Annotated in this window: 22 protein-coding genes; 7 read left to right on the top strand and 15 right to left on the bottom strand. The window is 66.5% G+C overall.

The genetic code is table 11. The features are described 5' to 3' along the window. Nucleotides 1-50: 50 nt before the first annotated feature. From J7643_15970 to J7643_15995, 6 genes are all read right to left on the bottom strand, one after another. Nucleotides 51-1,382: a c-type cytochrome gene (locus J7643_15970; protein ID MBO9542084.1), complete on the bottom strand. Its 1,332-nt coding sequence runs from the start codon at nucleotides 1,380-1,382 to the stop codon at nucleotides 51-53. Between the two features lie 45 nt (nucleotides 1,383-1,427). After that, the gene (locus J7643_15975) at nucleotides 1,428-1,955 is read right to left on the bottom strand and encodes a hypothetical protein (GenBank protein MBO9542085.1); all 528 of its coding nucleotides are present in this window, start codon (nucleotides 1,953-1,955) and stop codon (nucleotides 1,428-1,430) included. 18 nt (nucleotides 1,956-1,973) lie between these two features. Further along, nucleotides 1,974-2,657: a cytochrome b N-terminal domain-containing protein gene (locus tag J7643_15980; protein ID MBO9542086.1), complete on the bottom strand. Its 684-nt coding sequence runs from the start codon at nucleotides 2,655-2,657 to the stop codon at nucleotides 1,974-1,976. A gap of 85 nt (nucleotides 2,658-2,742) precedes the next feature. Further along, on the bottom strand, nucleotides 2,743-3,231 hold the full coding sequence (locus J7643_15985; protein MBO9542087.1) for a Rieske (2Fe-2S) protein: 489 nt from the start codon (nucleotides 3,229-3,231) through the stop codon (nucleotides 2,743-2,745). 163 nt (nucleotides 3,232-3,394) lie between these two features. Continuing rightward, nucleotides 3,395-3,733: a c-type cytochrome gene (locus J7643_15990; GenBank protein ID MBO9542088.1), complete on the bottom strand. Its 339-nt coding sequence runs from the start codon at nucleotides 3,731-3,733 to the stop codon at nucleotides 3,395-3,397. Between the two features lie 122 nt (nucleotides 3,734-3,855). Beyond that, nucleotides 3,856-4,959, bottom strand: coding sequence for an alanine racemase (locus J7643_15995; GenBank protein ID MBO9542089.1), 1,104 nt, complete (start codon nucleotides 4,957-4,959; stop codon nucleotides 3,856-3,858). A 243-nt stretch (nucleotides 4,960-5,202) separates the two neighbouring features. Here J7643_15995 and J7643_16000 point away from each other — a divergent pair, with 243 nt between their 5' ends. Further along, the gene (locus J7643_16000) at nucleotides 5,203-5,856 is read left to right on the top strand and encodes a hypothetical protein (protein ID MBO9542090.1); all 654 of its coding nucleotides are present in this window, start codon (nucleotides 5,203-5,205) and stop codon (nucleotides 5,854-5,856) included. 64 nt (nucleotides 5,857-5,920) lie between these two features. Further along, nucleotides 5,921-6,271: a hypothetical protein gene (locus tag J7643_16005; GenBank protein MBO9542091.1), complete on the top strand. Its 351-nt coding sequence runs from the start codon at nucleotides 5,921-5,923 to the stop codon at nucleotides 6,269-6,271. A gap of 1 nt (nucleotide 6,272) precedes the next feature. Here the strand turns inward: J7643_16005 and J7643_16010 are convergent, their stop codons facing one another. The 4 genes from J7643_16010 to J7643_16025 form a co-directional block, all read right to left on the bottom strand. Further along, nucleotides 6,273-7,079: a flagellar hook-length control protein FliK gene (locus tag J7643_16010; GenBank protein ID MBO9542092.1), complete on the bottom strand. Its 807-nt coding sequence runs from the start codon at nucleotides 7,077-7,079 to the stop codon at nucleotides 6,273-6,275. 17 nt (nucleotides 7,080-7,096) lie between these two features. Beyond that, nucleotides 7,097-7,702: a flagellar export protein FliJ gene (fliJ, locus tag J7643_16015; GenBank protein MBO9542093.1), complete on the bottom strand. Its 606-nt coding sequence runs from the start codon at nucleotides 7,700-7,702 to the stop codon at nucleotides 7,097-7,099. An 85-nt stretch (nucleotides 7,703-7,787) separates the two neighbouring features. Beyond that, nucleotides 7,788-8,564 (bottom strand): DnaJ domain-containing protein, encoded by a 777-nt coding sequence (locus J7643_16020; protein MBO9542094.1) that lies wholly within the window; start codon nucleotides 8,562-8,564, stop codon nucleotides 7,788-7,790. Between the two features lie 29 nt (nucleotides 8,565-8,593). Next, on the bottom strand, nucleotides 8,594-9,319 hold the full coding sequence (locus J7643_16025; GenBank protein ID MBO9542095.1) for a hypothetical protein: 726 nt from the start codon (nucleotides 9,317-9,319) through the stop codon (nucleotides 8,594-8,596). A gap of 106 nt (nucleotides 9,320-9,425) precedes the next feature. Here J7643_16025 and mutL point away from each other — a divergent pair, with 106 nt between their 5' ends. From mutL to J7643_16040, 3 genes are all read left to right on the top strand, one after another. Then, on the top strand, nucleotides 9,426-11,252 hold the full coding sequence (mutL, locus tag J7643_16030) for a DNA mismatch repair endonuclease MutL (GenBank protein ID MBO9542096.1): 1,827 nt from the start codon (nucleotides 9,426-9,428) through the stop codon (nucleotides 11,250-11,252). A 30-nt stretch (nucleotides 11,253-11,282) separates the two neighbouring features. After that, the gene (locus J7643_16035; GenBank protein ID MBO9542097.1) at nucleotides 11,283-11,534 is read left to right on the top strand and encodes a transporter suffix domain-containing protein; all 252 of its coding nucleotides are present in this window, start codon (nucleotides 11,283-11,285) and stop codon (nucleotides 11,532-11,534) included. A gap of 131 nt (nucleotides 11,535-11,665) precedes the next feature. Next, complete coding sequence (locus J7643_16040; GenBank protein MBO9542098.1) at nucleotides 11,666-12,328, top strand: hypothetical protein; 663 nt, start codon at nucleotides 11,666-11,668, stop codon at nucleotides 12,326-12,328. Nucleotides 12,329-12,330: 2 nt separating this feature from the next. Here J7643_16040 and J7643_16045 read toward each other — a convergent pair whose 3' ends face one another. From J7643_16045 to clpB, 4 genes are all read right to left on the bottom strand, one after another. Beyond that, a complete protein-coding gene (locus J7643_16045) occupies nucleotides 12,331-13,350 on the bottom strand; it encodes a hypothetical protein (GenBank protein ID MBO9542099.1) in 1,020 nt (339 codons plus the stop codon). Next, nucleotides 13,347-16,235, bottom strand: a complete 2,889-nt coding sequence (locus J7643_16050) for a hypothetical protein (protein ID MBO9542100.1) — start codon at nucleotides 16,233-16,235, stop codon at nucleotides 13,347-13,349. Before J7643_16050 ends, J7643_16045 begins: the two co-directional genes overlap by 4 nt. Before the next feature lie 27 nt (nucleotides 16,236-16,262). After that, nucleotides 16,263-16,979 (bottom strand): hypothetical protein, encoded by a 717-nt coding sequence (locus J7643_16055; GenBank protein MBO9542101.1) that lies wholly within the window; start codon nucleotides 16,977-16,979, stop codon nucleotides 16,263-16,265. Between the two features lie 230 nt (nucleotides 16,980-17,209). Then, a complete protein-coding gene (clpB, locus tag J7643_16060) occupies nucleotides 17,210-19,813 on the bottom strand; it encodes an ATP-dependent chaperone ClpB (protein ID MBO9542102.1) in 2,604 nt (867 codons plus the stop codon). 294 nt (nucleotides 19,814-20,107) lie between these two features. Here clpB and J7643_16065 point away from each other — a divergent pair, with 294 nt between their 5' ends. Both J7643_16065 and J7643_16070 read left to right on the top strand, forming a co-directional pair. Next, nucleotides 20,108-21,457, top strand: coding sequence for a helix-turn-helix domain-containing protein (locus J7643_16065; protein MBO9542103.1), 1,350 nt, complete (start codon nucleotides 20,108-20,110; stop codon nucleotides 21,455-21,457). A 308-nt stretch (nucleotides 21,458-21,765) separates the two neighbouring features. Then, complete coding sequence (locus J7643_16070) at nucleotides 21,766-22,509, top strand: hypothetical protein (protein ID MBO9542104.1); 744 nt, start codon at nucleotides 21,766-21,768, stop codon at nucleotides 22,507-22,509. Between the two features lie 43 nt (nucleotides 22,510-22,552). Here J7643_16070 and rnz read toward each other — a convergent pair whose 3' ends face one another. After that, nucleotides 22,553-23,500 (bottom strand): ribonuclease Z, encoded by a 948-nt coding sequence (gene rnz, locus J7643_16075; GenBank protein MBO9542105.1) that lies wholly within the window; start codon nucleotides 23,498-23,500, stop codon nucleotides 22,553-22,555. Between the last annotated feature and the right edge of the window lie 31 nt (nucleotides 23,501-23,531).

The raw sequence follows: 23,531 nt of genomic DNA on the forward strand, positions 1-23,531 counted from the left end.
ACGAAGGCCCCGGCTCTAGGTGAGCCGGGGCCTTCGATTCGCAGCGCTGGTTAGCGCAGGGCCTTGACCTGTTCGGGGGTCACGGCGCCGCCCTTGTTACCCCACGAGGTGCGCTCGTAGGTGATGATGGCGGCGATCTCCTCGTCGCTCAGCTGCGGGAACGGAGGCATGGCCCCGTTGTACTGCTTGCCGAGGACGGTGAGGGGACCCGACTTGCCGTGGAGCACGGTCTTGATGTGCTCCTTGGGATCGCCGTTGGGGGTCTCCGCGCCGGCGAAGGGCGGGAACATCCCGGGCAGACCCTGGCCGTTGGCCTGGTGGCACGAAGCGCAGTTGGCCTCGTAAGCCTGCTTGCCGTCGACCTTGGCGGGCTTGGCGGCAGCGGCGGGCGCCGCAGCGGCTTCAGCCTTCTTGGGGGCGGGGATGGGCATGGCCTTGACCTTGCCGTCGTTGGTCATCATCGACGGGGGAACGGTCGGGGCCTTGAGGCTGAACATGTAGGTGGTCAGCGCCTCGATGTCGTCATCCGAGAAGCCGAAGGCGGGCATGACCGAGCCGGACGAGACGGCCTGGGGGTTCTTGAAGTGGTACTTGTGCCAGGTCTCGATGTCGTTGTGCAGGTGCTTGGCTTCCGCCTTGGCTTCCTCGCCGAACTTGCCGGCCAGGAGGCTGGCCTTCAGGTCGGTGAAGTTGAACTGCTCGGGCACCTTGTCACCCTCGTGGGTGAGCTCGGGACCGATGTTGCCGCCCTGGTCGCCGACCTTGTGGCAGCTCATGCAGTTGTTCTGCTCGAAGATCTGCTTACCGCGGGCCAGCTTGGGGGCGCCGATGGCGGCCCACTTGGTCGAATCCGTGTGGCACGAAGCGCACGAGGCCTGGACGTACTTGGTCAGATCCTTGCGATCGCCGAGCATCGGGTAGTCCCACTTGTGGACGAAGCCGTGGGCGGCCTCGCTGGTGGTGCCCATGCCCTGACCCGAGTGGCACGAGGTGCAGCCGAACTTATCGGTCGGGTGATTGATCGTGATCAGGTCCATGTTCGGGTGAGCCGCGAAGGGCTGCTTCTCACCTTCGAAGGACTTGTCGTCGATGCTCAGGTGGCAGGTGGTGCAGCGATCGACCCGCTTGAGGTCGGCGAGCATCAGCTGACGGATGGCGATCTTGTCGGTGTCGCCCATCTCAGGAACGGGCTTGCCCTCGGCCTGAGCCTGGAGGGCCGCCTTCTCGTGGCGCGCCAACATGATGTCGGCGTAGTCGCGCTGTGTCACCATCCACTCGCGGTTGCCTTCGCGGATGGCCGCCAGGCCGAAGAGGAAGACGAGCACGACCGCCAGCGTCGCGAACCACGCGAGGACGCTAAGGTCCAGCTTGTTAGTGTTCATACGGGGGTGCGATCCTTTTTGAAGTGATGCGATGCGTGACGGGCGCTAGAAGACGGTGAACATCCCGTCCTTCCAGGGCCAGGTCCACTCCCAGCCCGGGCCACGGAAGAAGGTGCCGATGTAGGTCAGCACGGCCACCATGGAGACGAAGAAGTTCCACAGCCCGACGGAGAAGGGACGGTCGAGGATGTTCATCGAGGGGTTGCGGTCGATGTAAGGAACGGCCATCAGGCCAACGACCATCAGCCCGGGGATGAACACGCCCGCCCAGTTCGGGGGGAAGTAGTGCAGCATCTCCTGGAGGAACAGGAAGTACCAGGGCGCCTTGGCGGGGTTGGGGGTCAGCGCGGGGTTCGCCAGCTGCTCGAGGGGCGCGTTGAAGAGCAGCGCCATGATGGTGATGCCGACGATGACCGCCAGCGCCATCACCAGCTCGCGCATGAAGACGTGGGGCCAGGTGAAGACCAGGGCTTGGCCGGGCTTCTCCTTGACGTAGCCGCGCACGCCGCGCACGACGCCGTAGACGATGGCTTCTTCGGGGTTGGTCGTAATCTCCCGAGTGGTGTTAGTCATGGTGGTGAGGCTCCCTGATTACAAGCGAAGGTCGGGCGAGACGGGCTCGTTGGGGTCGCCGATGCCGCCGTCCTTGCGGACGCGCCAGAAGTGAACCGCGAGCAGCACCAGCACGGCCAGGGGCAGCACGATGCAGTGCAGCACGTAGAAGCGGATCAGGGCGTTCTGACCGACCAGGTTGCCGCCCAAGAGGCCGAACTTGATGTCCGGGCCGACGAAGGGAGCGTACTTGGCCATGTTCGAGCCGACGGTGATGGCCCACAGGGCGAGCTGGTCCCAGGGCAGCAGGTAGCCCGTGAAGGACAGCAGCATGGTGCAGACCGCGAGGATGACGCCGATCACCCAGTTGAACTCGCGGGGCGCCTTGTAGGAGCCCGCGTAGAAGACGCGGCACATGTGCAGGAAGACGAACAGCACCATCATGTGGGCCGACCAGCGGTGCATGTTGCGGATCAGCATGCCGAACGACACGGCGAACTCGAGGTCCTTCATGTTGTCGTAGGCGATGCCCGTCGAGGGGATGTAGTAGAACATCAGGGCGATGCCGGTCGCCGAAAGCAGGAAGAACAGCATCAGGGAAATGCCGCCCAGCCAGAAGGTGGTGTTCATCCGCATGGAGCGGACCTTCGACTTCACCGAGTGGAGGTGAAGGAAGACGTTGGTGAACGTCACCATGGACTGGGTCTTGGGGTTGTTGGGCATGCCGTGGCGGAAGATGGACCGCCACAGCTTGCTCGCAAAGAATTTGTTGGCGATGTCGTTGATCACAGGGTGCTCCTACTGATGCCTACGCCTTGTAGAAATCGGTCGTGGTGATGACTTTGCTGAGGTCCACCACCATCTGGCCGTCGCGGGCAGTCTCGATCGAGAAGTGGTCGAGCGCGCGGGGGGCGGGACCGGCCACCACCTCGCCGTCGGCCGAGTAGACCGAGCCGTGGCAGGGGCAAACGAACTCCGTGCCGGTCCAGTTGACGCTGCAACCCAGGTGCTGGCAAACGGCAGAAATCGCCTGGAAGCCCTCGGCAACCCGGCGAATGAAGACCTTCTTCTCGGCGATGAACGTCACGGTGCCCGCGCCAAACTTGGTCGGCATGCCGATCTTGATGCGGTTGGAGGGCTCGTACAGGACGTTCGGGAAGATGTAGCGGATGCCGCCGATGGCGGTGGCACCGAGGGTCGCGGCCAGCGCGCCGAACCCGACGGCACCGAAGAACGCGCGGCGCGTCATGTCCGCCCGTTCGGCCTCGGACGCTCCCCCTTGAGGATTGTTAGCCATACTGTGGTGTGTCCTCCTGCAAGCAGAATTTCAATGCGGATCGCGCCGGTCGGCCAGACGGGGGGCACGATCTTTTGAAGCTTCCCTATTAAAGCACAATTCCCCGCTTGTTTGCCGCCCCTTTACGAATGTTTGTCGCACGCTGCGGGGATCGCAAAGGGCCTCAGGGGCGGCTTGACGGGGTTCGGTCGGTGAGCAAGTAGACGGCGAGCGCCTCGGCTTGAGTCTGGGTCAGACCGAAGCGAGGCATGGGGCTGCCAGGGCGCTCCGCCTGCGGATCTCGGATGAAAGCCGCAAGTTCCTTGCGATCGCGCGCGGGCTTGGCCTTGTAGAGCTTGCTGAGATCGGGCCCGAGGGTCCCGTCCGCCCCCGCATGCCCCTTGAGGGTGTGGCATGCGACGCAGCCCTTGCGCGAGAAGAGGCGATCTCCCGACTCGTTGGCCCACGCGGGCGTCGCGAGCACGAGGGCCATCGCAGCGATCCACCAACCGGAACCTCGCACCGTGCCATCCTTTCAAGCCAAACTGCCGCCCATTCAACCGGATCCATGGTGCGCAGGGGGGCAGAGGTCGCGCAATCCGTAGTTTACCCGGATTACACGACATCGTTTCGCTGCTTGAGGGATTAGTGGCGGTAAACTTTCGGCAGGCGCTGACCGAGGCCGCAGATGATCTCGTAGGGGATGGTCTCGGCCGTATCGGCCCACTCCTCGACCAGGATGCGCTCAGCGCCTTGCTCGCCGAGCAGGACCGCCGGATCTCCCGGGCGGGCGTCCACCTCGGTGACGTCCACCGTGCACTGATCCATGGAAACATTGCCGACGATCGGGCAGCGCACCCCGCCGACCAGGACGGTCTGGCGGTTCGACAGGGCGCGGGGCACGCCGTCGGCGTAGCCCACGGGCAGGACCGCAAGGCGCGTGGGCCGCGTCGTCACGAAGGTGCCGCCGTAGCCGACCTGCACCCCGGCAGGGACCTCGCGCAGCTGGGTGATACGGGCCGTGAGGCTCATGGCGCGCGTCAGCGAGAAGGGAAGCGGCGCGTCCGGGCGCGGCGGAATGCCGTAGATGAGCAGCCCCGGCCGGACCATGCTGTAGTGGGCCTGGGGGAAGAGCAGGGTCCCCGCGCTGTTGGCGGAATGCCGCAGGACCGTCTCGGGCAGCTCAAGGCGCGCTTCGAGCGCGGCGAAGCGTTCGAGTTGCAGCTGGGCGTAGGTGGGATCCGGGGCCTCGGCGGTCGCCAGGTGGCTCATGAGCCCCATCAGCTCCAGGTGAGGCGAGGCGAGCGCCATGCGCGCGAGCGGCTCGGCCTCTTCAAGGGCCGCCCCGACGCGGGTCATGCCGGTGTCGACCTTGAGGTGGACCTTGGCCGGACGGCCGATCTCCGCGGCGACCTCATCAAGCTTGCGCAGGGCCTCTTCGGATCCGACCACCACCTGGAGATCCGAGGCGATGGCCGTGTGGTAGGCGTCGGGCACCAGGAGGCCCAAGAGCAGCATGGGCTGGGTGAAGCCCAGCGCACGAAGGCGAAGCCCCTCCGCTACGGTCGCGACCCCGAGCCAATCCGCCCCCGCTTCGAGTGCCGCCTGGGCGACGGCCATGGCCCCGTGGCCGTAGCCGTCGGCCTTGACCACTGCCATCAGGTGGGTGTGAGGGGGGATCCAGGCCTTGAGGGTGCGGACGTTGGCCGCGATCGCCCCCAGGTCCACCTCGAGCCAGGCGCCACGCATGGCAGCCCCCTCCAGATCCCCGTCGGGGAGCGCAGGAGGCGAGAATTCAGGGTGCAGGCGGGATGGCTGGTTCACCCTCTCATTATAGCCCCGGCTTTCGGACGGCCACAAGGCGCCAACTCCTCACCCCCAGCGACTTAAACGATAATTTCTTGAACCTTAGTCATGCGTTAAGAAAGCATCCCTTCGATCGACCCGACAACGCTAGAAAGGTCCCGATTCCCCGACCGGCGAGGAGCTGCCATGCGAACCTGCTACCAACACGCCAAGATCGAAGCCGTGGCTCATTGCCGCCGCTGCAAGCTGCCGGTCTGCTTCCACTGCGTCGAGGACCAGTACTGCCCCGACTGCGTCAAGATGCAGCGCTACCTGCACCTGGGCCGCACCGGCGCTCGCAAGCCCCAGCTGGTCGAGACCCCGACGGTTCGCTCCAAGACCATGGAGCTGATGATCCAGCGCCTGCAGGCCCAGGCCTTCGACGCCGACGCGGCGAGCCTCCCCGATTCGAAGCCCGTGCGCCGCGCGAGCGCCAAGCGCCCCATCAAGACGCGAACCCCCCTGCGCTACGGCATGCTGCTGCCGGGCGTCTCCCCCTTCATCAAGGTCACCCGCTCGCCGCTCAGCCGCCTTGCGATGGTTGCCGTCACCGCCTTCGGCCTGGGCGCCTTCTTCGCCCATCCCCGCACCACCTACGCCGAGCCGGCGCCGGTGGTCGCCGAGACGGTGAGCACCGAGGCCGCGCTGCAGCCCGAGCCCGAGGTCCGCGTGCACTACAAGCCCGTCTACATCTACCTGGACGAGAAGGCCCCGGCGGCGGCCCCCGCCCCGATCGCAGCCCCCATCCGCACGAGCCAGAACCGCCTCCACTACGCCCCGGCGATCGCCTCGATCCAGTAACCCGCATCACTGCCCGATCGCCACGCGCGGGCTAGCATGGGGCTTCATCGGAGGAGACGCCGTGATGGAAGCCCGCGAAGCCCAAGCCCGCCAGGCCCTGCGCCAGGTCAAGGAACTCGAGGAGCAGGGACGCTCTTTCGAGAGCATCGCCGCCGTCCTCACCGCGATCCCGCTCGAAACCCACGAAGACGAGCGTAAGCTGCTGCGCGCCGAGCTCGAACACGAGCGCGCGGCCCGTCAGGCCACCGACAAGGTCCTCGCCGATCGCTGCAACGAGCTGATGGCCCTGCGCGAGGCCCACGCCCTCGCCCAGGAGACGATCCGCGTCCTCGAAAGCCGCCTCTCCCGTCATGAGCACGAGGCCCGCACCAAGGCGAGCCTCGCACCCAAGTCTTCCTGGTTGAAATGGCGTTGAACTAGCCCACCGTCACGTCGATCCCTTCGTCGAGATCGCCGCCCCGCCGGAGCATCCACCGGTTGGGGGTCTGGTAGTTCTCGCCGTCGTTCTCCGAGAACTGCTTGCCGTTGGCGCCGCCCCCCTGCTGGGCCACTTCCACCTTCAGCTCCGCGGGCTTGAGGTTGTGGGAGGCGAGCACCCCCTGGATGGCGCCGAGCTGCTGCTCCAGCATCTCCTTGGCCTGCTGGTTCGCGGCCACCACCGACACGGCGACGGATTGCTTCTGGAGGGTGAAGGTCATCTGGACCTGGCCCAGATGCTCAGGCGCGATCTGGACCGAGAGGCGCGAGACGGGCTCGCCCTTCTGGGTCTGGTGCGAGATCTGGGCGACGAAGAGGCTCGGGAAGTGGGCCTCGTGGATCGGTGCTCCCTCCTTGACCGCCTCGAGCACCTCGTTGGCCTGGTAGAGGGGCACCGGCTCGAAGACCCGCAGCGCGACCTGCTGGACGGGCCCCGTCTCGGTCGAGGGCGCCATCACGTCGCCCAGGGCCCGCATGAGCCATGCGGGCTTGACGCTCGCGCCAGAGGCGATCGGCGCGGCGAAGGCCTCGGCGGCGGTGGGGACGGCGAACTCGGGCCCAGGAGCCCAGCCCGGGGGCAGGACCCGGTTGAGGTGGGTATCGAAGGCCTCTTTCGGCTTCTCCTTGCGCGCCTCGTCCACGCGCTTCTCGGCCGCTTCGTCCTCTTGCTTGGTCTTGTCGGTGGTGGGCGGAGCCGCCAGGCGCTCGGCGGGCATGGGCATGGGAATAAACGTGTTCAGGTTCATCGCGAGCCCCCTTTCGATCAGTTGCGTCCCCACTCGGCGTTCAGGCGCTCGGCTTCGGCCTGGGCGGTCGCCAAGAAACCCTGCATCCAGGCGGACTCGGCGAGCATGAGATCTGCTTGTTCGAGGGCCGCACGCCGCTCCTCGTACTCGGCCTCTTCTTCTTCCTGAGCACGCCGCACCCGCTGCTTGGCCTGGTACATGTTGCTCGCCATCTCGTCGCCCCGGATGCCCTCCAGGCGCTTTTCCTCGGCGAGCCAGCGCTCGTGGAGCTTCTCCTTGTGCTTCTTGATGATCTCGGAGTCGCGCTGGGCCTTCTTGTAGGCCACCTGGGCCTGCTCGACCTTCTGCTGGGCGAGCAGGAGCTTTTTCTCCTGGGCGGTGATCTTGTCCTTGAGGGAGGCCGCGTAGTCGTTGGCCATCTGCACGTCCGCGGTGCGGCCCGCCTCCAGGTGCTGGTTCATCTGGCGCTGGGTGTTCTGCTCGCGGAGCTTCAGGTCGTCGAGCGCGTCCTGCTCGACCTGGGCGGCGCGCTTGACGTCGGCGAGCGCCAGCTTGAGGTTGTCCTCGTTCTTGACGCGCATGTTGAGGACTTGCTGCAAGCGGTACTTGAATTTACCGGCCATGCCGCCTCCTCTAAAAAGCCGCAGGCGCTACCCGAAAGACGCCAACCGAGGGAAATATACCCGCCCCGCAAAGCGGGGAAACGCGCTACTTCCGGCCGAAAATCGCCCCCAGGAGGGTCTGCAACAGCGAGGTCCGCTTCTTCTTGAAAGTCAGCTGCTTGGTGACCTTGGCCTTGGCGGCCGCCTTGCGCTTGGCGGCGGCAGAGACGGGCTCGGGCTCGCCCTTGCTCTTCTTTTTCTTCTTGCCCTTCTTGTCCTTGGCGGCCTTGGCTTCCTCTTCTTCCTCTTGGGCCTTCTCCTGGGCGCGGATCTGGGCGCGGATCTTGAGGGCGAGCGGATCCTTGGGCTCGAGCTTGAGGGCCGCCTGGATCTCGGTCATGGCGTAGGAGAGCCAGCCCAGGCGCTGGTACGTCACCGCCAGCATGGTGTGGTACTGGGCCACGTCGGGATCGATCCGGACCGCCTCCTTGAAGGCGTCCATGGCCGGCCGGAACTTCTTCTCCATCTGATAGGCCATGCCGAGCCGGAACTTCTTGTCGGCCAGCTCGCGGCGCTCGGCGAGCTCTTCGGCCGTCAGGGAGCGCGGCGCGCCCTCGAAGGCCACGTCCCCGTTGCCTTCGTTCATCTGGCGCATGAAGTCGTACTCGTTGCGCTGCTCGGCGTCCTTGAGGACGTTGTAAGCGTAAGAGACCTTGGCGAAGGCCGCCTGGGCCGCCTCGCGCTCTTCGTCGCTCTTGTCGATGTACCGGTCCGGATGCAGCTTGACCGCTAGCTTCTTGTAGGCCTTGCGGATGGTCGCGTCGTCCGCGTCGACCTCGACGCCGAGCACTGCATAGTGATCATCTTCTTGGGCGAAGTCCACGGAGTCGTTCTTCTCCTTAGCAAGGGGCGCTAACGCAAGAGGCTCATGGCGGTGTCGAGCCGGGTCTGGTAGTCGCTGGTCAGCAGTTGCTCCAGCCGCTCCTCGTCGAGCGCGCGACGCTCGACGGCGGGCGAGAGGCAGTTGATGACGGTGCGCGTGACGGGGTGATGGGTCCACTGCGAGATCGCCTCGGGGCGCAGGCGCAAAGCCCGGCTCCAGAAACGTTCGGCAGCCTGATAATACTCCAGGCCGTTCGTATCGTCGAGAGCCACACAGCAGTGGCCGGCCAGTTCGAAGGCGAGTCCCACCCCCCACATCTGGCTGTTGCTGTCGCTGGAGTAGGAAGGCAGGCTGCGCAGGGCCTCTTCGACGAAGATCAGGGCGCGGCGATAGGCGGCGTCCGCGGTGCCCGGGCGCTTGGCGCGGTGGTAGAGGGTGCCGGCGCGCAGCATGTCGTGGATCCAGTGGTGGAAGAGGCCGAAGCCGGGGCGCCCCTGATCGATCAGCTCGTGGCCGGTGAAGTCGAGGCCGAGCTGCTGCTGGGCGACGATCTCGAGGCAGCGCGCCGCCTGGTAGGGCTGGCCGATGGCCACCAGGTGGTCCACCACGCGGGTCACCTCGGCTTCCGAGAGGCGGGCCACGTTGAGAATGGCGAAGGAGAGTTGGCTCGGGTTGTCGAGATCCAGCTCGGGGGCCTCGCCGGCCGCCGGGCGCCAGAAGTCGAGCCGATCCTCGAAATGATCTTCCGGATGCATGGTGTGCCCCCCGTGCTTGGGCCGCTCCTCTCGCTGCGGTCCCTTGGGGTATTCTACCCAGGAGCGGCGCTCGATTGCAGGGCAGACGCGATGATAGAATAAGGGCATGTCGAAGATTCAGCGCCTTCCCCTTCATATCGCCAACCAAATCGCCGCCGGCGAGGTCGTCGAAAGGCCGAGCTCGGTGGTCAAGGAGCTCGTCGAGAACGCGATCGACGCGGGTGCTTCGCGGATCCAGGTGATCGCCTCGGACGGCGGCCGCAACCTGACCATCGTGGACGACGGCGGGGGCATGCCACCCGAGGAGGCGCCGCTCGCTTTCGAGCGCTTCGCCACCAGCAAGATCCAGGACGCCGAGGACCTCTGGAAGCTCACCACCATGGGCTTCCGCGGCGAGGCCCTGCCCTCGATCGCGTCCATCGCGAAGGTCACCTGCACGACCCGCAGGCGCGGGGCCGAGAGCGGGGTGAGGGTCTACCTCGAAGGGGGCGCCGAGCCCGTCGTCACCCCGGTGGGCTGCCCCGAGGGCACGACCATGAAGGTGGAGGACCTGTTCTTCAACACCCCCGCGCGCCGCAAATTCCTGCGCGCCGACTCGACCGAGCTTGGCCACGTGACCGAGACCGTCACGGCCCTCGCGCTGGCTCACCCCGAGGTCCACATCAGCCTCAAGGTCAACGAGCGCAACGTCTTCGACACGGCGGGCGCCACCGACCTCGCGACCACGGCGCGCCTGGTGCTCGGCGGCGACATCGCCGGCCAGCTCCTGCCGGTCTCGGGCGAGAGCCCCCACGGCAAGGTCCAGGGCCTGGTGAGCCCGCCAGAGCTGATCCGCAGCGATCGCTCCAAGCAGTGGTTCTTCCTGAACGGCCGCGCCGTGCGCCACCCGACCCTCGCCAAGGCGGTCGAGGAAGCCCTGATGGGCCACATCCCCCACGGCCGGCACCCGCTCTACATCCTGTCGCTGACGGTCGATCCGGCGCGGGTGGACGTGAACGTCCACCCCACCAAGAAGGAAATCCGCCTGGCGGATTCGCAGAGCTTCTTCATCCTGGTGCGCGAGGCGGTCTCGCGGGCCCTGCTCAAGAGCCATCCGGCCGCGCCGAGCTTCGGTGGGGCTCCGGCCTTCGCGCCCAAGCCCCCGGCTGCCGGGCCTATCGGCGGTGCGCCCGCCTTCTCGAACGTCCCGGCCTTCAGCCGGCCCGCCGAGCGTCCCACCGTCGAGCAGAACCAGGCCGCCTTCGACGCCTACCGCCCGGCCTTCGCCCCGACCGCGCCAATGGCCGCCGAGCCCCGCCCGGTCTACCAGGTGCCCCTGCCCGCAGGAGCCGTCCCGGTGACCGCCACCGGCCGCGAGGACACCTTCCCCTGGGATAAGATCAAGATCATCGGGCAGCTGCACGACACCTTCATCATGCTGGAGCACCCCGACGGCCTGTACCTCCTGGACCAGCACAACTCGCACGAGCGCTATCTCTACGAACACATGACCCCTGCCGAGGTGACGAGCCAGGAGCTGCTCTTGCCCCTGACGCTGGCCCTCAGCCCCGCCGAGCAAGAGGTCCTGGGCGATCACCTGGCGCCTCTTTCCGAGCTGGGCTTCGTCATCGAACCCTTCGGCGAGGGCACCTGGGCGATCCGGGCAGTGCCCGGCTTCTTGCCCATGGCCGAGGCCGAGCAGACCGTGCGGGACCTCCTGGGCAAGGCGGCCGAGGCGCGCTTCGTCTCGCCCGCGAACAAGGAGGACAAGTGGCGGGTGACCATCGCCTGCCACTCGGCCACCCGCGCGGGCGATCGCCTCACCATGGAGCAGATGCAGCGCATCGTCGAGTTGTGGCGCAAGTGCGACCAGCCCTTCACCTGCCCCCACGGCCGTCCTACGGGCTTCTTGCTCGGGATGGGCGAGTTGCAGCGCCGCTGCCTGCGCAGCTAGCGTCCGCGGCTTTTCTATTAGGAGTTCGACGTGTCGGCAAAACCCTGGGCCTTTCGCCTCGGCATCGGGCTGATGATCCTCTCGTGCGGGCTGTGGGTCGCCCTGCTCGTCGTGCCCTTCCTGCCACTCGCCACCAGCCACAAAGCCGCGCTCGGCGGGGCGGTGGTCGTGGGCGCCGAGGTCCTCTTCTGGGTGGGCGGCCTCATCGCGGGGCCCGAAGCGATCACGCGCTTCAGGAGCTTCTTCGGGCGCAAGCCGCGCCAAGAAAAGACTCCCGAATGATCACCCCGCGCCCGCACTGTTTACTCGCCCGGCTCGGCTAAACAGACTCCTCCCATCCGCTCATGTGAGCGATCATGTGATCGCAGGTTGCTAGGATGCTCCCAGGCTCGAACAAGCGAAAGGAGACACTCATGCGTCGACGGAATTGGATCACGGCCCTTCTCGCCGCAGCACTCGGCGTCGGCGTCGCCTCGCCCGCCTTGGCGGGTACCGGTCCTCGCAGCGACATCACCCAGGGGCACTGGGCCGTCGGCTTCGACAAGAGTGCCTTCTCGCTGGACTTCGGCCTGAACGATCACCTGACGGTGGGCGTCGGCGCCCGCGCAGAGGATGTCGGGACCGCCTGGAGCGGGGTCGGGGCGCACGCCACCTACCGCCTCATCGGCAAGCACGACGGCTGGAACCTCGCGCTCGGCGGCCGCATGAGCGTCCCGATGGATCAGTACGCTGCCCTCGCCGACTCCCGGGTCCGCGACGTGACGGGCGCGGTCGGCTACATGGGGGCTGCGAGCGGCTACGTGCTGCTCTCGATGCCGTTGACCAGCTGGTTCGTCCTGCGCTATCCCGTGGGACTCACCTACTACCTGGGCGCGGGCCAGAACAACGGCACTCCGTGGGCCTTCGGCAGCGACTCGTGGCGGCCGGACGACGGGCGCACCGGCTCGATCACGACCCCGGGCAGCACCTTCTACTTCCCGGCCCTCCAGTTCCTGCCGGAAGCCGCCTTCAAGCTCTGGGGCTTCGAGGCGACCCTGTTCGGGACCAGCATCGCGGGCATCCGCCTGACGTTCTGACGCTAGAGGACGGTGAGGAACACCGAGCGGTTGGACCACTGGCCGAAACGGACGTCGAGGGGGCCTGAGGCGGCGCTTGCGGGCACAGTGAAACGGATCCAGGTGCCGTCAGGCCCCACGGCGGTCACGGGGCACACGAGGCCGTTGCTCGTCTTGACCGAGACGGCCGCCGTCGATTTGGGCAGGCCGAGCCCGTAGAGGGTGACGGTTGCGCCGACGGCACCGCTGACGCCGGTGGTCGCATCCAGCGTCCAACCGCTGGCCCCCCAAGCGATCCCTTCCTCGCCGCCATAGCCCGTGCCCGCCAGACTGGTACTGCTCGAAGGCTGCCCGCCAGGCCGCAAGAAGAGCACGGCGACGGGATCCTCATCCGCTTGCAGCGCTTGCACCACGAGGGACCAAGTGCGGTGGACGGCGGCCTTGGAGAGGGCCGCCGAAGCGGTCCCCGTCAGCGAAGCTGGGACGGTGTAGGTATCGAACATGGTGAAGCCCGCCGCCGTGGAGGGAGTATTGGCCTTGACGCTGCCCAAGAGCGCCAGGTTCTCGCTCGGCGAGAGCCGGTTAAGGCCCGCCAAGGCACTGATGGCGGTGGTGGCGGTGGTGATGCGAACGCCCGCTCCGGTGAGGGTCACCCAGTTGCTGCCCTGAAACGAGGCGAGGGTCCGGATTCGCGCCAAGGGGGCGCCGGCGCGGTTGGGCAGACCTCCGGCCGAAAGCCCCTTCACCGCTTCGAGAAAGTATGCCCCTGCCTGGGGACGGAAGGTCTTCTCGAAGGAGAGGACGAAGGCGCCGTCAGGGTCCGTGAGGGCGGTCGCGAGGGTGTTGCCCGTCGCGGTGTCGATGAGAGAGACCGTCGCCTTGGTGCCGATCTCGGCCATGGTGGCGGAAACCCGGCGCTCGACGGGAAACTGGACCGTTCCCGACAAGGGGGGCGTCACGGGCAAGCCCTCTGCGGCAGGTACGGCACAGCCGGCCAAGAGGATCACGCCCGCAAGCGTCAGGTGACGCATCGTACCGATCATTTGAAGAGCCTCCGGATGCGGTTGGTGCCCAATTCTGCGAAGTAAAGCGTTCCGTCGTTCGGGTCCACGCTCAAGCCCGCGGGGTTGTAAAGGGGAGTCGTCAGCGCGGGCACGTTCTCGAGCGCAGTCCCGCCGGCGCCGTTGCCGGCGATGGTTTTCATCTGGCCGTTCGAGATGCTCCGGACGCGGTAGTTGGTGTCGGAGAAGTACAGGGTACCGCCATCGGTCACGCAGAGGCCGAGGACCTCGCCGATCTTGGCGCCCGCTGCGACGCCGTCGGGGGCGATGCCCTGGGTGCCCGTCCCCACCACGCTGCTGGTCACGGACGAGTTCGCGGGATCGACGATCTTGATGATTTTGTAGGTATCGCGCTCGCCGATGTAGAGCGTCTTGGTGGCACGATGATACGCGAGGTACATCGGCGAGACGGCGTTGGCCACGATATGAACAGTGCCGCCCGTGACCTGGAGAACCTTGTTGTTGCCGCGGCTCGCGATGAACAGGGATTGGGTGTCGGAATCCCACGCCAGCCCCGTGGGGGCATCGAGGGTGCTGCCCAACGCCGAGCCCCCTTCGGTCGGGGTGCCGGAGAGGGACGAACTGTTGCCTGCAACCGTCTGGATGGTCGCACCAGGGCTGCCCGGATTCACGACCTTGCGGACCCGGTTCCCGTAAAACTCGCAGATGTAGAGGGTCTTGGTCGCATTGTCGAAAGCGAGGCCCGAAGGATTCATGAGCTTGGCGCTCGTCGCGACGGTGCCGTCCGGGTCGGTGCCGCTGGCGCCGGTGCCTGCCACGGTCGTGATCACGCCGTCGCTCTTACGGACCATGCGGACCCGGTTTCCCTTGTGCCCCGAGCCCGTCTCACTGAAATAGACGTTGCCGTTACCGTCCACCACGCAGGTCGGGACCCCCCAGGTCACCGAATTGATCAGGAAGATCTGGGCGTTGAGGGCAGGCCCGCCATCCCCCGAGCTGAGCTTCAGACCGTTGCCGGCCACGGTTCGGACCGTGTTGGACGGCGAGGCAATGCAGCGGATCCGCGAGGAGAGGAAGGGCGCGGCATAGTCGAAGAGCGTATGGCTGACGAAGAGGTTGTCGTTGGCGTCGAAGGCGAGGCCGGATGGATTGATCAGGCGCTCGGCCGAAAGCGGGATGTTTTCACCCGCGTAGTTCCCGGTACTGCCGTCCCCGGCAAAGGTGCTGGTAGCGCCCGAGGTCGAGCGCTTGATGAGCTTCCAGTAGGTCGAGATGTAGAGGTTGCCCGTCTTGTCCACGGCGATGCACGCCGGATTAACGGACAAGGTTTGAACGGTCGAGATCAGGCCGCCCACGACCTTGCGAATGCGCTTTTCGTTGTAGAGCGACAGGTAGACGGCATCGTCCGGGCCAACGGCGATGCCCGCCCCTTCGCCACCAAAGCCGTTACCGACGTCCAGCTTTGCGCTCACCGCGCTCACGTTCTCTCCCGTATCGCTGCCGGTGCCCGCAAAGAGCGTCGGGACGCCGCTGGCATCGAGCTTCGTGACCCGATCGGCGGCTCTGGAGAGGACGTAGAGGATCCCGGTGCTATCGAAGGCCATGCCCCAGGGTTGCTGCAGATGGGTGGCGTCGGGGCCGGCGAACGTCGAGAGGTTCCCGGCGGCATCGACCTTGCAGATGCGATTGTTGCCGGTATCAGCGATGTAGAGCTCGCCGGTGAGCGGATGGACGGCGACGCTCTGAGGCCCCTGGAGCAGGCAAGAGGTGGCGGGGCCCGAGAGGGTCATGCCATATTGGCCGGCCCCCGCGACCAGGGTGATGAAACCGGTGGCGAGGTTGACCTTGAAGACCTGGTGGGCCTGGTCGCTTGTGAAGTAGAGGTTCCCCAAGTTGTCCGCGGCCATGCCCCTGGGGTAGATGGCCCAGTTCGTCGCCAGCGTCGAGGGCGCAGGCCGGCTCGTCCCCGCGAAGGTCGCGATGGTGAAAGCAGGCGAGGTGTACGTGCCGACCGTGGCGATCAGGTTCCCGACCTTGACGGTCAGCGGGCCCGTGCTGACGCCCGTGGGGATGGTGACGACGAGCTTGGTGTCGGTCGCCCCGGCATCGGGGGCGACGTAGTTGCCGTTGAAGCCTACCAGGGCCAGCGCCAGGTCCCGGCCGTACAGGGTGATCTTGGCACCTTCGTCGCCGCTCAGGGCCGAGTAGTCGGTGACGAGCGGGCCGCGTTCGAGGCGAACGTACTGGCCGGTGGCCGCGTTGCGGGCGAGCGCTGCCATGGGATCCTGATCACTCGCGAGCGCGAGCGCCGCGAGGCCTGCGACCGAGCTGAGCTCGCTTGCAGCGATCTTGGCGGGGTCGGGGGTGGTGAAGGTGGCAGGGAGCGTGATCGACTCGAGGAAGCCTTGCAAATCGGCCGGGGCGAGCCCCTTGAGGCTCGCGATGACGGCAAGCGCGGTCGTGTTCAGATCGAGCTGGATCTTGGGCGTCGTGAGGCTCTTCCAGCTTCCTCCCGTGAAGGCGACGAGGGTACGCAGGCGAGCCCCCGAGGCCCCCGGGCGGTTGGGGGCCCCACCCGCAGAAAGCCCTTTGACCGCCTCGACGAGGTAGGGCGTATCGGGCTGCGGACTCCAGTTCTTGAACTTGAGGGAGAACGCGCCCTTGTCGTCGGTGAGGGCGGTCGTCACGGTCTCTCCGCTGCCCGGATCGATCAAGGAGACGGTGGCGAGGCTTGCGACCTCCAGGCTGGTGGCCTGAGCACGTAGTCCGACCGACCAGGCGACACTGCCGGTGAGCAGCGGAGCCTCATGAACGGCGGCAGGGTGAGCGCCCGGCATCAAGCCCGGCACCTTCAGGCAGCCGCTGAGCAGCACGAGCAGCATCAAAATCCAGCATTTGCGCGACATGCGATCTCTCCTGGCGCGTGGCGTTCGTCAGTAGGAAAGGGTGATGTCCTGGCGTTCGTTAGCAACCACGCTGACGCTGCATGTCGCAAGCTCGCTGGCATTGCCCATCAAGAGCAGGGTCATGCCGACGCCGGGCGTCACGGCCATCAAGCGATTGATTTCCACGTTGCTCTGAGCGTCCACGGCGCGGTGATCGGCGTCGTAGAGAACGGCCGTGAGGTCGCTGCCCAGCGGGGCGCTCGCGTTCTTCCGGCTGACGGCGATGTTGAGCAGGGCCTTGGGGTTGGCTTTGACGGTCACGAACACGCGGGTGAAGACGGCGGGGTTCGCGGCGGCCTTGGCAACGACCTGCGCCGATCCGACGGCAGCTCCCGGCAAGACCGAGACCTTGCCGGCATCGACGGCAAGACGCGAGGGGTCCGAGACGCTCCAGGTGACGCCGCCCGGATCGGTGCGACCGTCGGTGCGCAGGACCTTGGCGCTCACCACCGCGCTGCTGGGCGAGGCCGGTTGGCCGGCGGTCGGCGGCCTGTAGAGTTCCAGGGTCTCGACCGGAATCTGGACGCTGGCCGGCAAGGGGGTGTCGCCGCCATCGGTGGCGACGTCGCCGCTCACCTCGCTCGATCCGGGATCCTTCGGGCCTGGCGTCAGCACCGCGATTTCATCCGGGTCATTGGTGCAACCCGGCACGGTGCCGACCAGCAAAGCAGCCGCAAGGGCGATGTGAGAAGATGAGCGCTTCATCGATCAAGGTCCTGTCGCTGAATCTAATAGACAACCTCTCGCACTCTAGATTTATTCCCAAAATGAACGTTTTCTCATCCACATATTTAGACATCACCCCCGAACCGTGCCTCGGAGCGCCCCGGCACGACGGCGAAGCCGGCTCGCTCAGGCGACATGGCCGGTGCCCAACCGAGACGGAACACCCCCAAAAAAGAATCCCCGCCCCAAATGGGGCGGGGAGGGGCGCGTCAGGCTGGTTGTGGGGTCCCCTGTTCGAAGCGTAGGCCACCGTCCACCGCGTCGATGAGGATGCGATCGCCGTCGTGGAAGGAGCCTTCGAGGAGCTTGAGCGAGAGAGGGTTGAGGATCTCGTTCTGGATGGCGCGCTTGAGCGGTCGCGCCCCGTAGATCGGGTCGAACCCCTCGCGGGCGATCGCCTCCTTGGCGGCCTCGGTCAGCTCCAGGCCTATCTTGCGCTCGGCGAGGCGCGTGCGCAGCTTGTCGAGCTGGATGTCCACGATCCGCTTGATTTCGGGCAGGGTCAGGGAGTGGAACATCAGGATGTCATCCACCCGGTTCAGGAACTCGGGCCTAAAGTGAGCGCGCAGCTCGTCCATGACGGCCTTGCGGGTCGCCTCGGGGCCTTCGGCGGCCAATTCCTGGATGAGCGGCGAGCCGATGTTCGAGGTCATGATGATCACCGTGTTCTTGAAGTCCACGGTACGGCCCTGACTATCGGTCAAACGCCCTTCGTCCAGGATCTGGAGGAAGACGTTGAACACGTCGTAGTGGGCCTTCTCGATCTCGTCGAAAAGCACCACCGCGTAGGGCCTGCGCCGCACGGCCTCGGTGAGCTGACCGCCCTCGTCGTAGCCGATGTAGCCGGGGGGCGCGCCGATGAGGCGGCTGACCGCATGCTTTTCCATGTACTCGCTCATGTCGATGCGGATCATGGCGTTCTCGTCGTCGAACAGGAAGGCAGCAAGCGACCTGGCGAGCTCGGTCTTGCCGACCCCCGTAGGCCCCAGGAAGATGAAGGAGCCGATGGGACGGTTGGGGTCCTGGATGCCCGCGCGGGCGCGGCGCACCGCGTTCGAGACCGCCTTGATGGCGTCGCTCTGGCCGATGACCCGGGCTTGCAGGCGATCTTCCATGTGGACCAGCTTCTGGAGCTCGGTCTCGACCAGCCGCGAGACGGGAATGCCCGTCCACTTGGCGACTACCTCGGCGATGTCCGCCTCGCCGACGACCTCCTTGAGCAGCTGCTTGCCGCGCTGGGTCTCCGAGAGGCGGGCGGTCTCCGTTTCGAGTTCCTTTTCGAGGGCGTGCATGGTGCCGTAGCGCAGCTCAGCGGCCTTGGCCAGGTCTCCCTCGCGCTCGGCCCTGCCCTGCTCGATCTTGGCCGTTTCGATCTTCTCCTTGACCGCCGAGATCCGGTTGATCAGCTCCTTTTCCTGGAGCCACTGGCCGCGCAGGGCCGTGCGCTGCTCGTTGAGGCCCGCAAGCTCCGCGTCGATGGCCTTGAGGCGATCCGCCGAGACCGCGTCCGACTCCTTCTTGAGGGCTTGCTTCTCGATTTCGAGCTGGGTGATCCGGCGCTCCAGCTCATCCAGCTCGGTGGGCATGGAGTCGATCTCGATGCGCAGCCGGCTGGAGGCCTCATCCACCAGGTCGATGGCCTTGTCCGGCAAGAAGCGATCCGCGATGTAGCGGTGGCTGAGCACCGCGGCGGCCACCAGGGCCGCGTCCGCGATCTTGACCCCGTGGTGGACCTCGTAGCGCTCCTTGAGGCCCCGCAGGATCGAGATGGTGTCCGAAACCGAGGGCTCGCCGACCATCACCGGCTGGAAGCGGCGCTCGAGGGCCGCGTCCTTCTCGATGTGCTTGCGGTACTCGTCGAGGGTGGTCGCCCCGATGCAGCGCAGCTCGCCGCGCGCGAGCGCCGGCTTGAGGAGGTTGCCCGCGTCCATGGCGCCCTCGGCGGCCCCCGCCCCCACGATGGTGTGCAACTCGTCGATGAAGAGGATGACCTCGCCCTGGGCGTCGGTCACCTCCTTGAGCACGGCCTTGAGGCGGTCCTCGAACTCGCCCCGGAACTTGGCTCCCGCGATGAGCGCGCCCATGTCGAGCGCGACCACCCGCTTGTGCTTGAGGCCCTCGGGCACGTCCCCCGAGACGATGCGCTGGGCGAGGCCCTCGGCGATGGCGGTCTTGCCCACCCCCGGCTCGCCGATGAGCACCGGGTTGTTCTTGGTGCGGCGGCTGAGCACCTGGATCACCCGGCGGATCTCCTCGTCGCGGCCGATGACCGGGTCCAGCTTGCCCGAGGCCGCCACCTGGGTCAGGTTCCGGGCGTACTTCTCAAGCGCTTGGTACTTGGCCTCGGGGTTGGCGTCGGTGACCCGGTGGCTGCCGCGCAGGGCGGTCAAGGCCGTGTAGAGGCGATCCTTGGTGACACCCTTGGCGCGCAGGCGATCGCCGGCACGGCTCTTGGTCGCGGGATCAGCGATCGCAAGCAACAGGTGCTCGGTCGAAACGTAGTCGTCCTTGAGGCGGGTCGTCTCGCTCAAGGCCAGATCGAGCGCCGACTTGAGCGACGGCGATACGTAGACCGAGCCCCCGGCCCCCTGGATCGCGGGCAGCTTGGAAAGGTCCTGCTTCAACTCCTCGGCGAAGGCCTGGGGCTGGATCTCGAGCTTGCGTAGCAGCGGCTCGACGACGCCCTCAGGCTGCTCGACCAGCGCCAGGAGCAGGTGATCGGGCTCCACCTGCTGGTGGTTGCGGGACTCGGCGGCAGCCTGGGCCTCCTGCAAGGCCTCTTGGGCTTTGATGGTGAAGCGATCGAAGCGCATCGGAGCCTCCTTAGAAATGTGGGCGCATCTCGGGGGATCGACCTTGATGATACAAGGTCATATAACTTGAGTGGCTGAATGTCAAGCCACATTATCCCGACTCGGAAAAAGCGTCGCCTCCAGGGGGTCTTGGGCCGGATCTGACGATCCTCGCTTGCCTAAGTTATTAACTTATGTTAAGTTGTAACAACACTTTACAAATCGATACTCGGCGGCCCGTGAGGACCCCGATCCCCATGGACCTCCAGGCGCTTCATCCGTAACGTCGGGCCGCTTTCGAGGGAGGGATTCAGGATGCACGTGAGTTTCTACGTTCCGGGGACAAGCGACCCGCACGCCAACGGGGCCACGGCCGGCAGCCAGAGCGCCTTCTCCCCCGCAGCCCTCGCGCTCTCGATCAACCTCACCCAGATCGCGCTCGACGGAGCGGGTCTCGAAGCCGTCGCCAAGGCGATCGCCAAGGAACTGGACGCTCCCGTCCTGATCGAAGACCGCCAGTTCAACCTCCTGGGCCATGGGGCCCCGGCGAGCGCCACCTCGCCCACCTACGACGAGATCGTCGCCTCCAACGGCACCCCGGTCGCCATCCTCAAGGAGCTCGAGGACGCCGGCACCCTGCGCCAGATGCGCACCGAGAAGGGGCTCTTGACCATCCCGACCGGCGAGGGCGGCAAGGAGCCGCGGCACCTCTGCCCCATCGTGGTGGGCGGCGAGATCATGGGCTATCTCTCTTGCGTCGACACCGACGGCAAAGCGGGGGCATTGGCCCCCGAATTCCTCATGGCGGGCGTGCATGCGGTGGCCATCGAGCTGCTCAAGCAAAAGGGCATCGCCGAGAACGAGCAAAAGCTCCGGCGCGACTTCTTCCGGGACCTGCTCTTCTCCAACGGCAACATCTCGCCCGAGACCCTCCACCGCCGCGCCACCTACCTGGGTTACCAGCTCTCCAGCGCCTACTGGGCCTTGACCGTCGAATTCGACCAGGTCCCCAACGAGGAGCTGTTGCCCGATGAGGTCAAGAAGCTCGCGAGCAACCTCAACTCCCTGCTCTCCTTCAGGCAGGCCCTGGTCATCACCCAGACCCAGGGCGCCACCATCCTCTACCCCATCAAAGAGGGGCAGCCTACCCTCGACAAGATCAAGCACCTGGCCGAGACCATCCGCCAGAAGGTCCTAGCGGGCTCCGCCGGCTGGGGCGCGTCGATCGGGGTCGGACAGCTCTACAACGACCTGCTCTCGATCCCCCGGGCCTACCGTGAGGCGCAGCACGCCGTCAAGATCGGCCGCGCCCTCAACGGCCCCAACACCATCGCCTGCTTTGCCGAGCTCGGCATCTATCGCATGCTGTTGCAGTTCGCCCAGACCCAGAACCCCAACGAGTTCTTCTGCGAGGCCCTCCAGCGCCTGCTCGAATACGACCAGCAGGCCGACAAGGAGCTGGTCAAGACCCTCACGGCCTTCCTCGAGTGCAACGGCAACCTCACCGAGACCTCGGACCGGCTCTTCATCCACCGCAACACCCTCAAGTACCGCCTCGAGCGCATCCGGGACATCACCCAGATCGATCTGGACGACTCGGAAAACCGCCTGATGCTCCATCTGGGGCTCAAGATGAACCAGATCGTTTCGACCATCAAGCGATAACGTCGGGCCTCCTCACCCCGCAAGGGACCGCCGTCTTGGCGGTCCCTTGCGGCTTCGTCGTATCGCTTGCTGGAGTCTTGTCTCGTCTCGACGGCCTGTGTTAGCGTCCCGCCTAAATCCCGCTGTGTGTCTCCGGCAAAGGACCTCACCGGCTGGACCTCACACCGATTGAAAGGAGGCAGGCAATGGCCACTCTGGCGACGAAAGCCTTGACGGCGACGTTGTCCCTTGGAATTGGAATCGTCTGGGCCCTGCCAAGCCAGGCACAGATGCGAACCTCACGGCCCTCTGTCGGCGGCGGATACAGCGTGTCGGCTCCTATGGTGTCCGAATCACGCCTGCCCCCCATGAACTTCATCGCCGTGCCGCGCGGGGACGTGATCCCCGAGGGCCGCGCGATCACCTCGGCGAACGTCCAGTTCAACCCAGGCGCGGCGACCCTCGGCACCCCGCCTGCCGGCGCGGGACTGGGGTTCGGCTACTCGGGCAACGCGCTGTCGCTCAGCAGCCAGTCCTCGCTCGGACCCTCCGCCCAGCTCAACACGGGCATCACCGGCTACGCCACCACGCCGTGGGCGGGGCGCATCGACGTTGCGGGCAAGTTCGGCCTGCTGCAAGAGCGCGGAGGCGGCCTGTTCAACCTGGCCGGCCAGGCTGGGACGGCCCTCAACGTGGACGCCAACGGCACCCCGAGCCTGGGCTTCGCGATCGGCGTGCCCATCTCCAAGACCTTCGGCCTCATGGGCGACAGCCGCCTCGCGCTGGGCATCTTCCCCAACTGGGGCACCGGCCTGATGGCACCCGGCGCCATCGGCAGCGAGCTGGTGCCCTCGACCCGCTTCGCGCTGGGGGTAGGCGGCTACCTGAACCTCGCGAACAACATCGGGCTGATCGCTGACACGAGCCTCGCCTCCGACGGGGCCATCGAAGCCAGCAACGTGGGCGTGGACTTCGGTCTCTCGCCTTCGGTAACGCTGCGCCTGAGCGCCGGCCTCCCCGGCACGATCGGCGGCGCGACCAGCTACGGTGCGGGTCTGCACTGGAGCTACTAGGAGGATAAAAGCGAGGGGGGCGCCGATCGGCGCCCCCCTTCGCTTATGAGACCAGCTCCGCCTTCAAGAGGTACGAATCGCCCTTCTCGGGAAGGGGAATGACCAGGCGGTCGAAGTCGTTGGGCATCACGATGCGGTCGAAGACGCCCCGGGCCTCCTGGATGATCTGGCGCGGCAGGTAGCGGAAGCTCATGTGGGTCAATGCGAGCAGCTTCACATCCGCATCCTTGCCCACCTGCGCCGCCTCGGCCGCCGTGGAGTGCATGGTCTGGCGGGCACGATCGGCCTCTTCGACGGTGAAGGTCGAGTCGTGGACCAAGAGGTCCGCGCCGCGCGCGACCTCGACCACGCTCCGGCAGGGGCGAGTGTCCCCGGTCAGGACGATCTTGCGGCCCTGGCGCGTCTCGCCCATCACCTGCTCGGGCCGCACCGGGCCGTTCGTGCCCTCGACCGTCTCACCGCGTTGCAGGCGGCCGAAATCGGGGCCGGGGGTCACGCCGAGGGCACGGGCGTGCTCGGGGTCGAAGCGGCCGGGCCGCTCATCCTCGATCAGGGCGTAGCCGATGCTGCTGATCTTGTGGTCGGTGGCGATCCCCACCACGCGGTAGTCGTCGAAGGGAATCTCGCCCCCCGGGGCGATCTCATGGTAGGTAACGGGGAAGTCGGTCTTGCCGATGAGGCGCTTGAGGACATCGAGGAAGTCCGACAGGCCTCGCGGGCCATAGACGGCCACCGGGGCGGTGCGGCCCCAGAGCTGCCAGGTCTTCACCAGGCCGGGCAGGCCGAGGTAGTGGTCGGCGTGCAGGTGGGTGAGCAGGACGTGCGAGATGTCGTTGATCCCGATGCCGATGCGGATCAGCTGGCGCTGGGTGCCTTCCCCGCAGTCCACCAGGAAGCGTTCGCTCCCGCGTTGGATGAGGGTGGCCGAGAGGCCTCGCTGCGGGGTCGGGACCGAGCCGGCGGTCCCCAGAAAAAGCACGCTTAGTTCCATACCCTCAGTCTAGCACAGCCCGGCGCAAGCA

Source organism: bacterium (assembly GCA_017744355.1).
Lineage (GTDB): Bacteria > Cyanobacteriota > Sericytochromatia > S15B-MN24 > UBA4093 > JAGIBK01.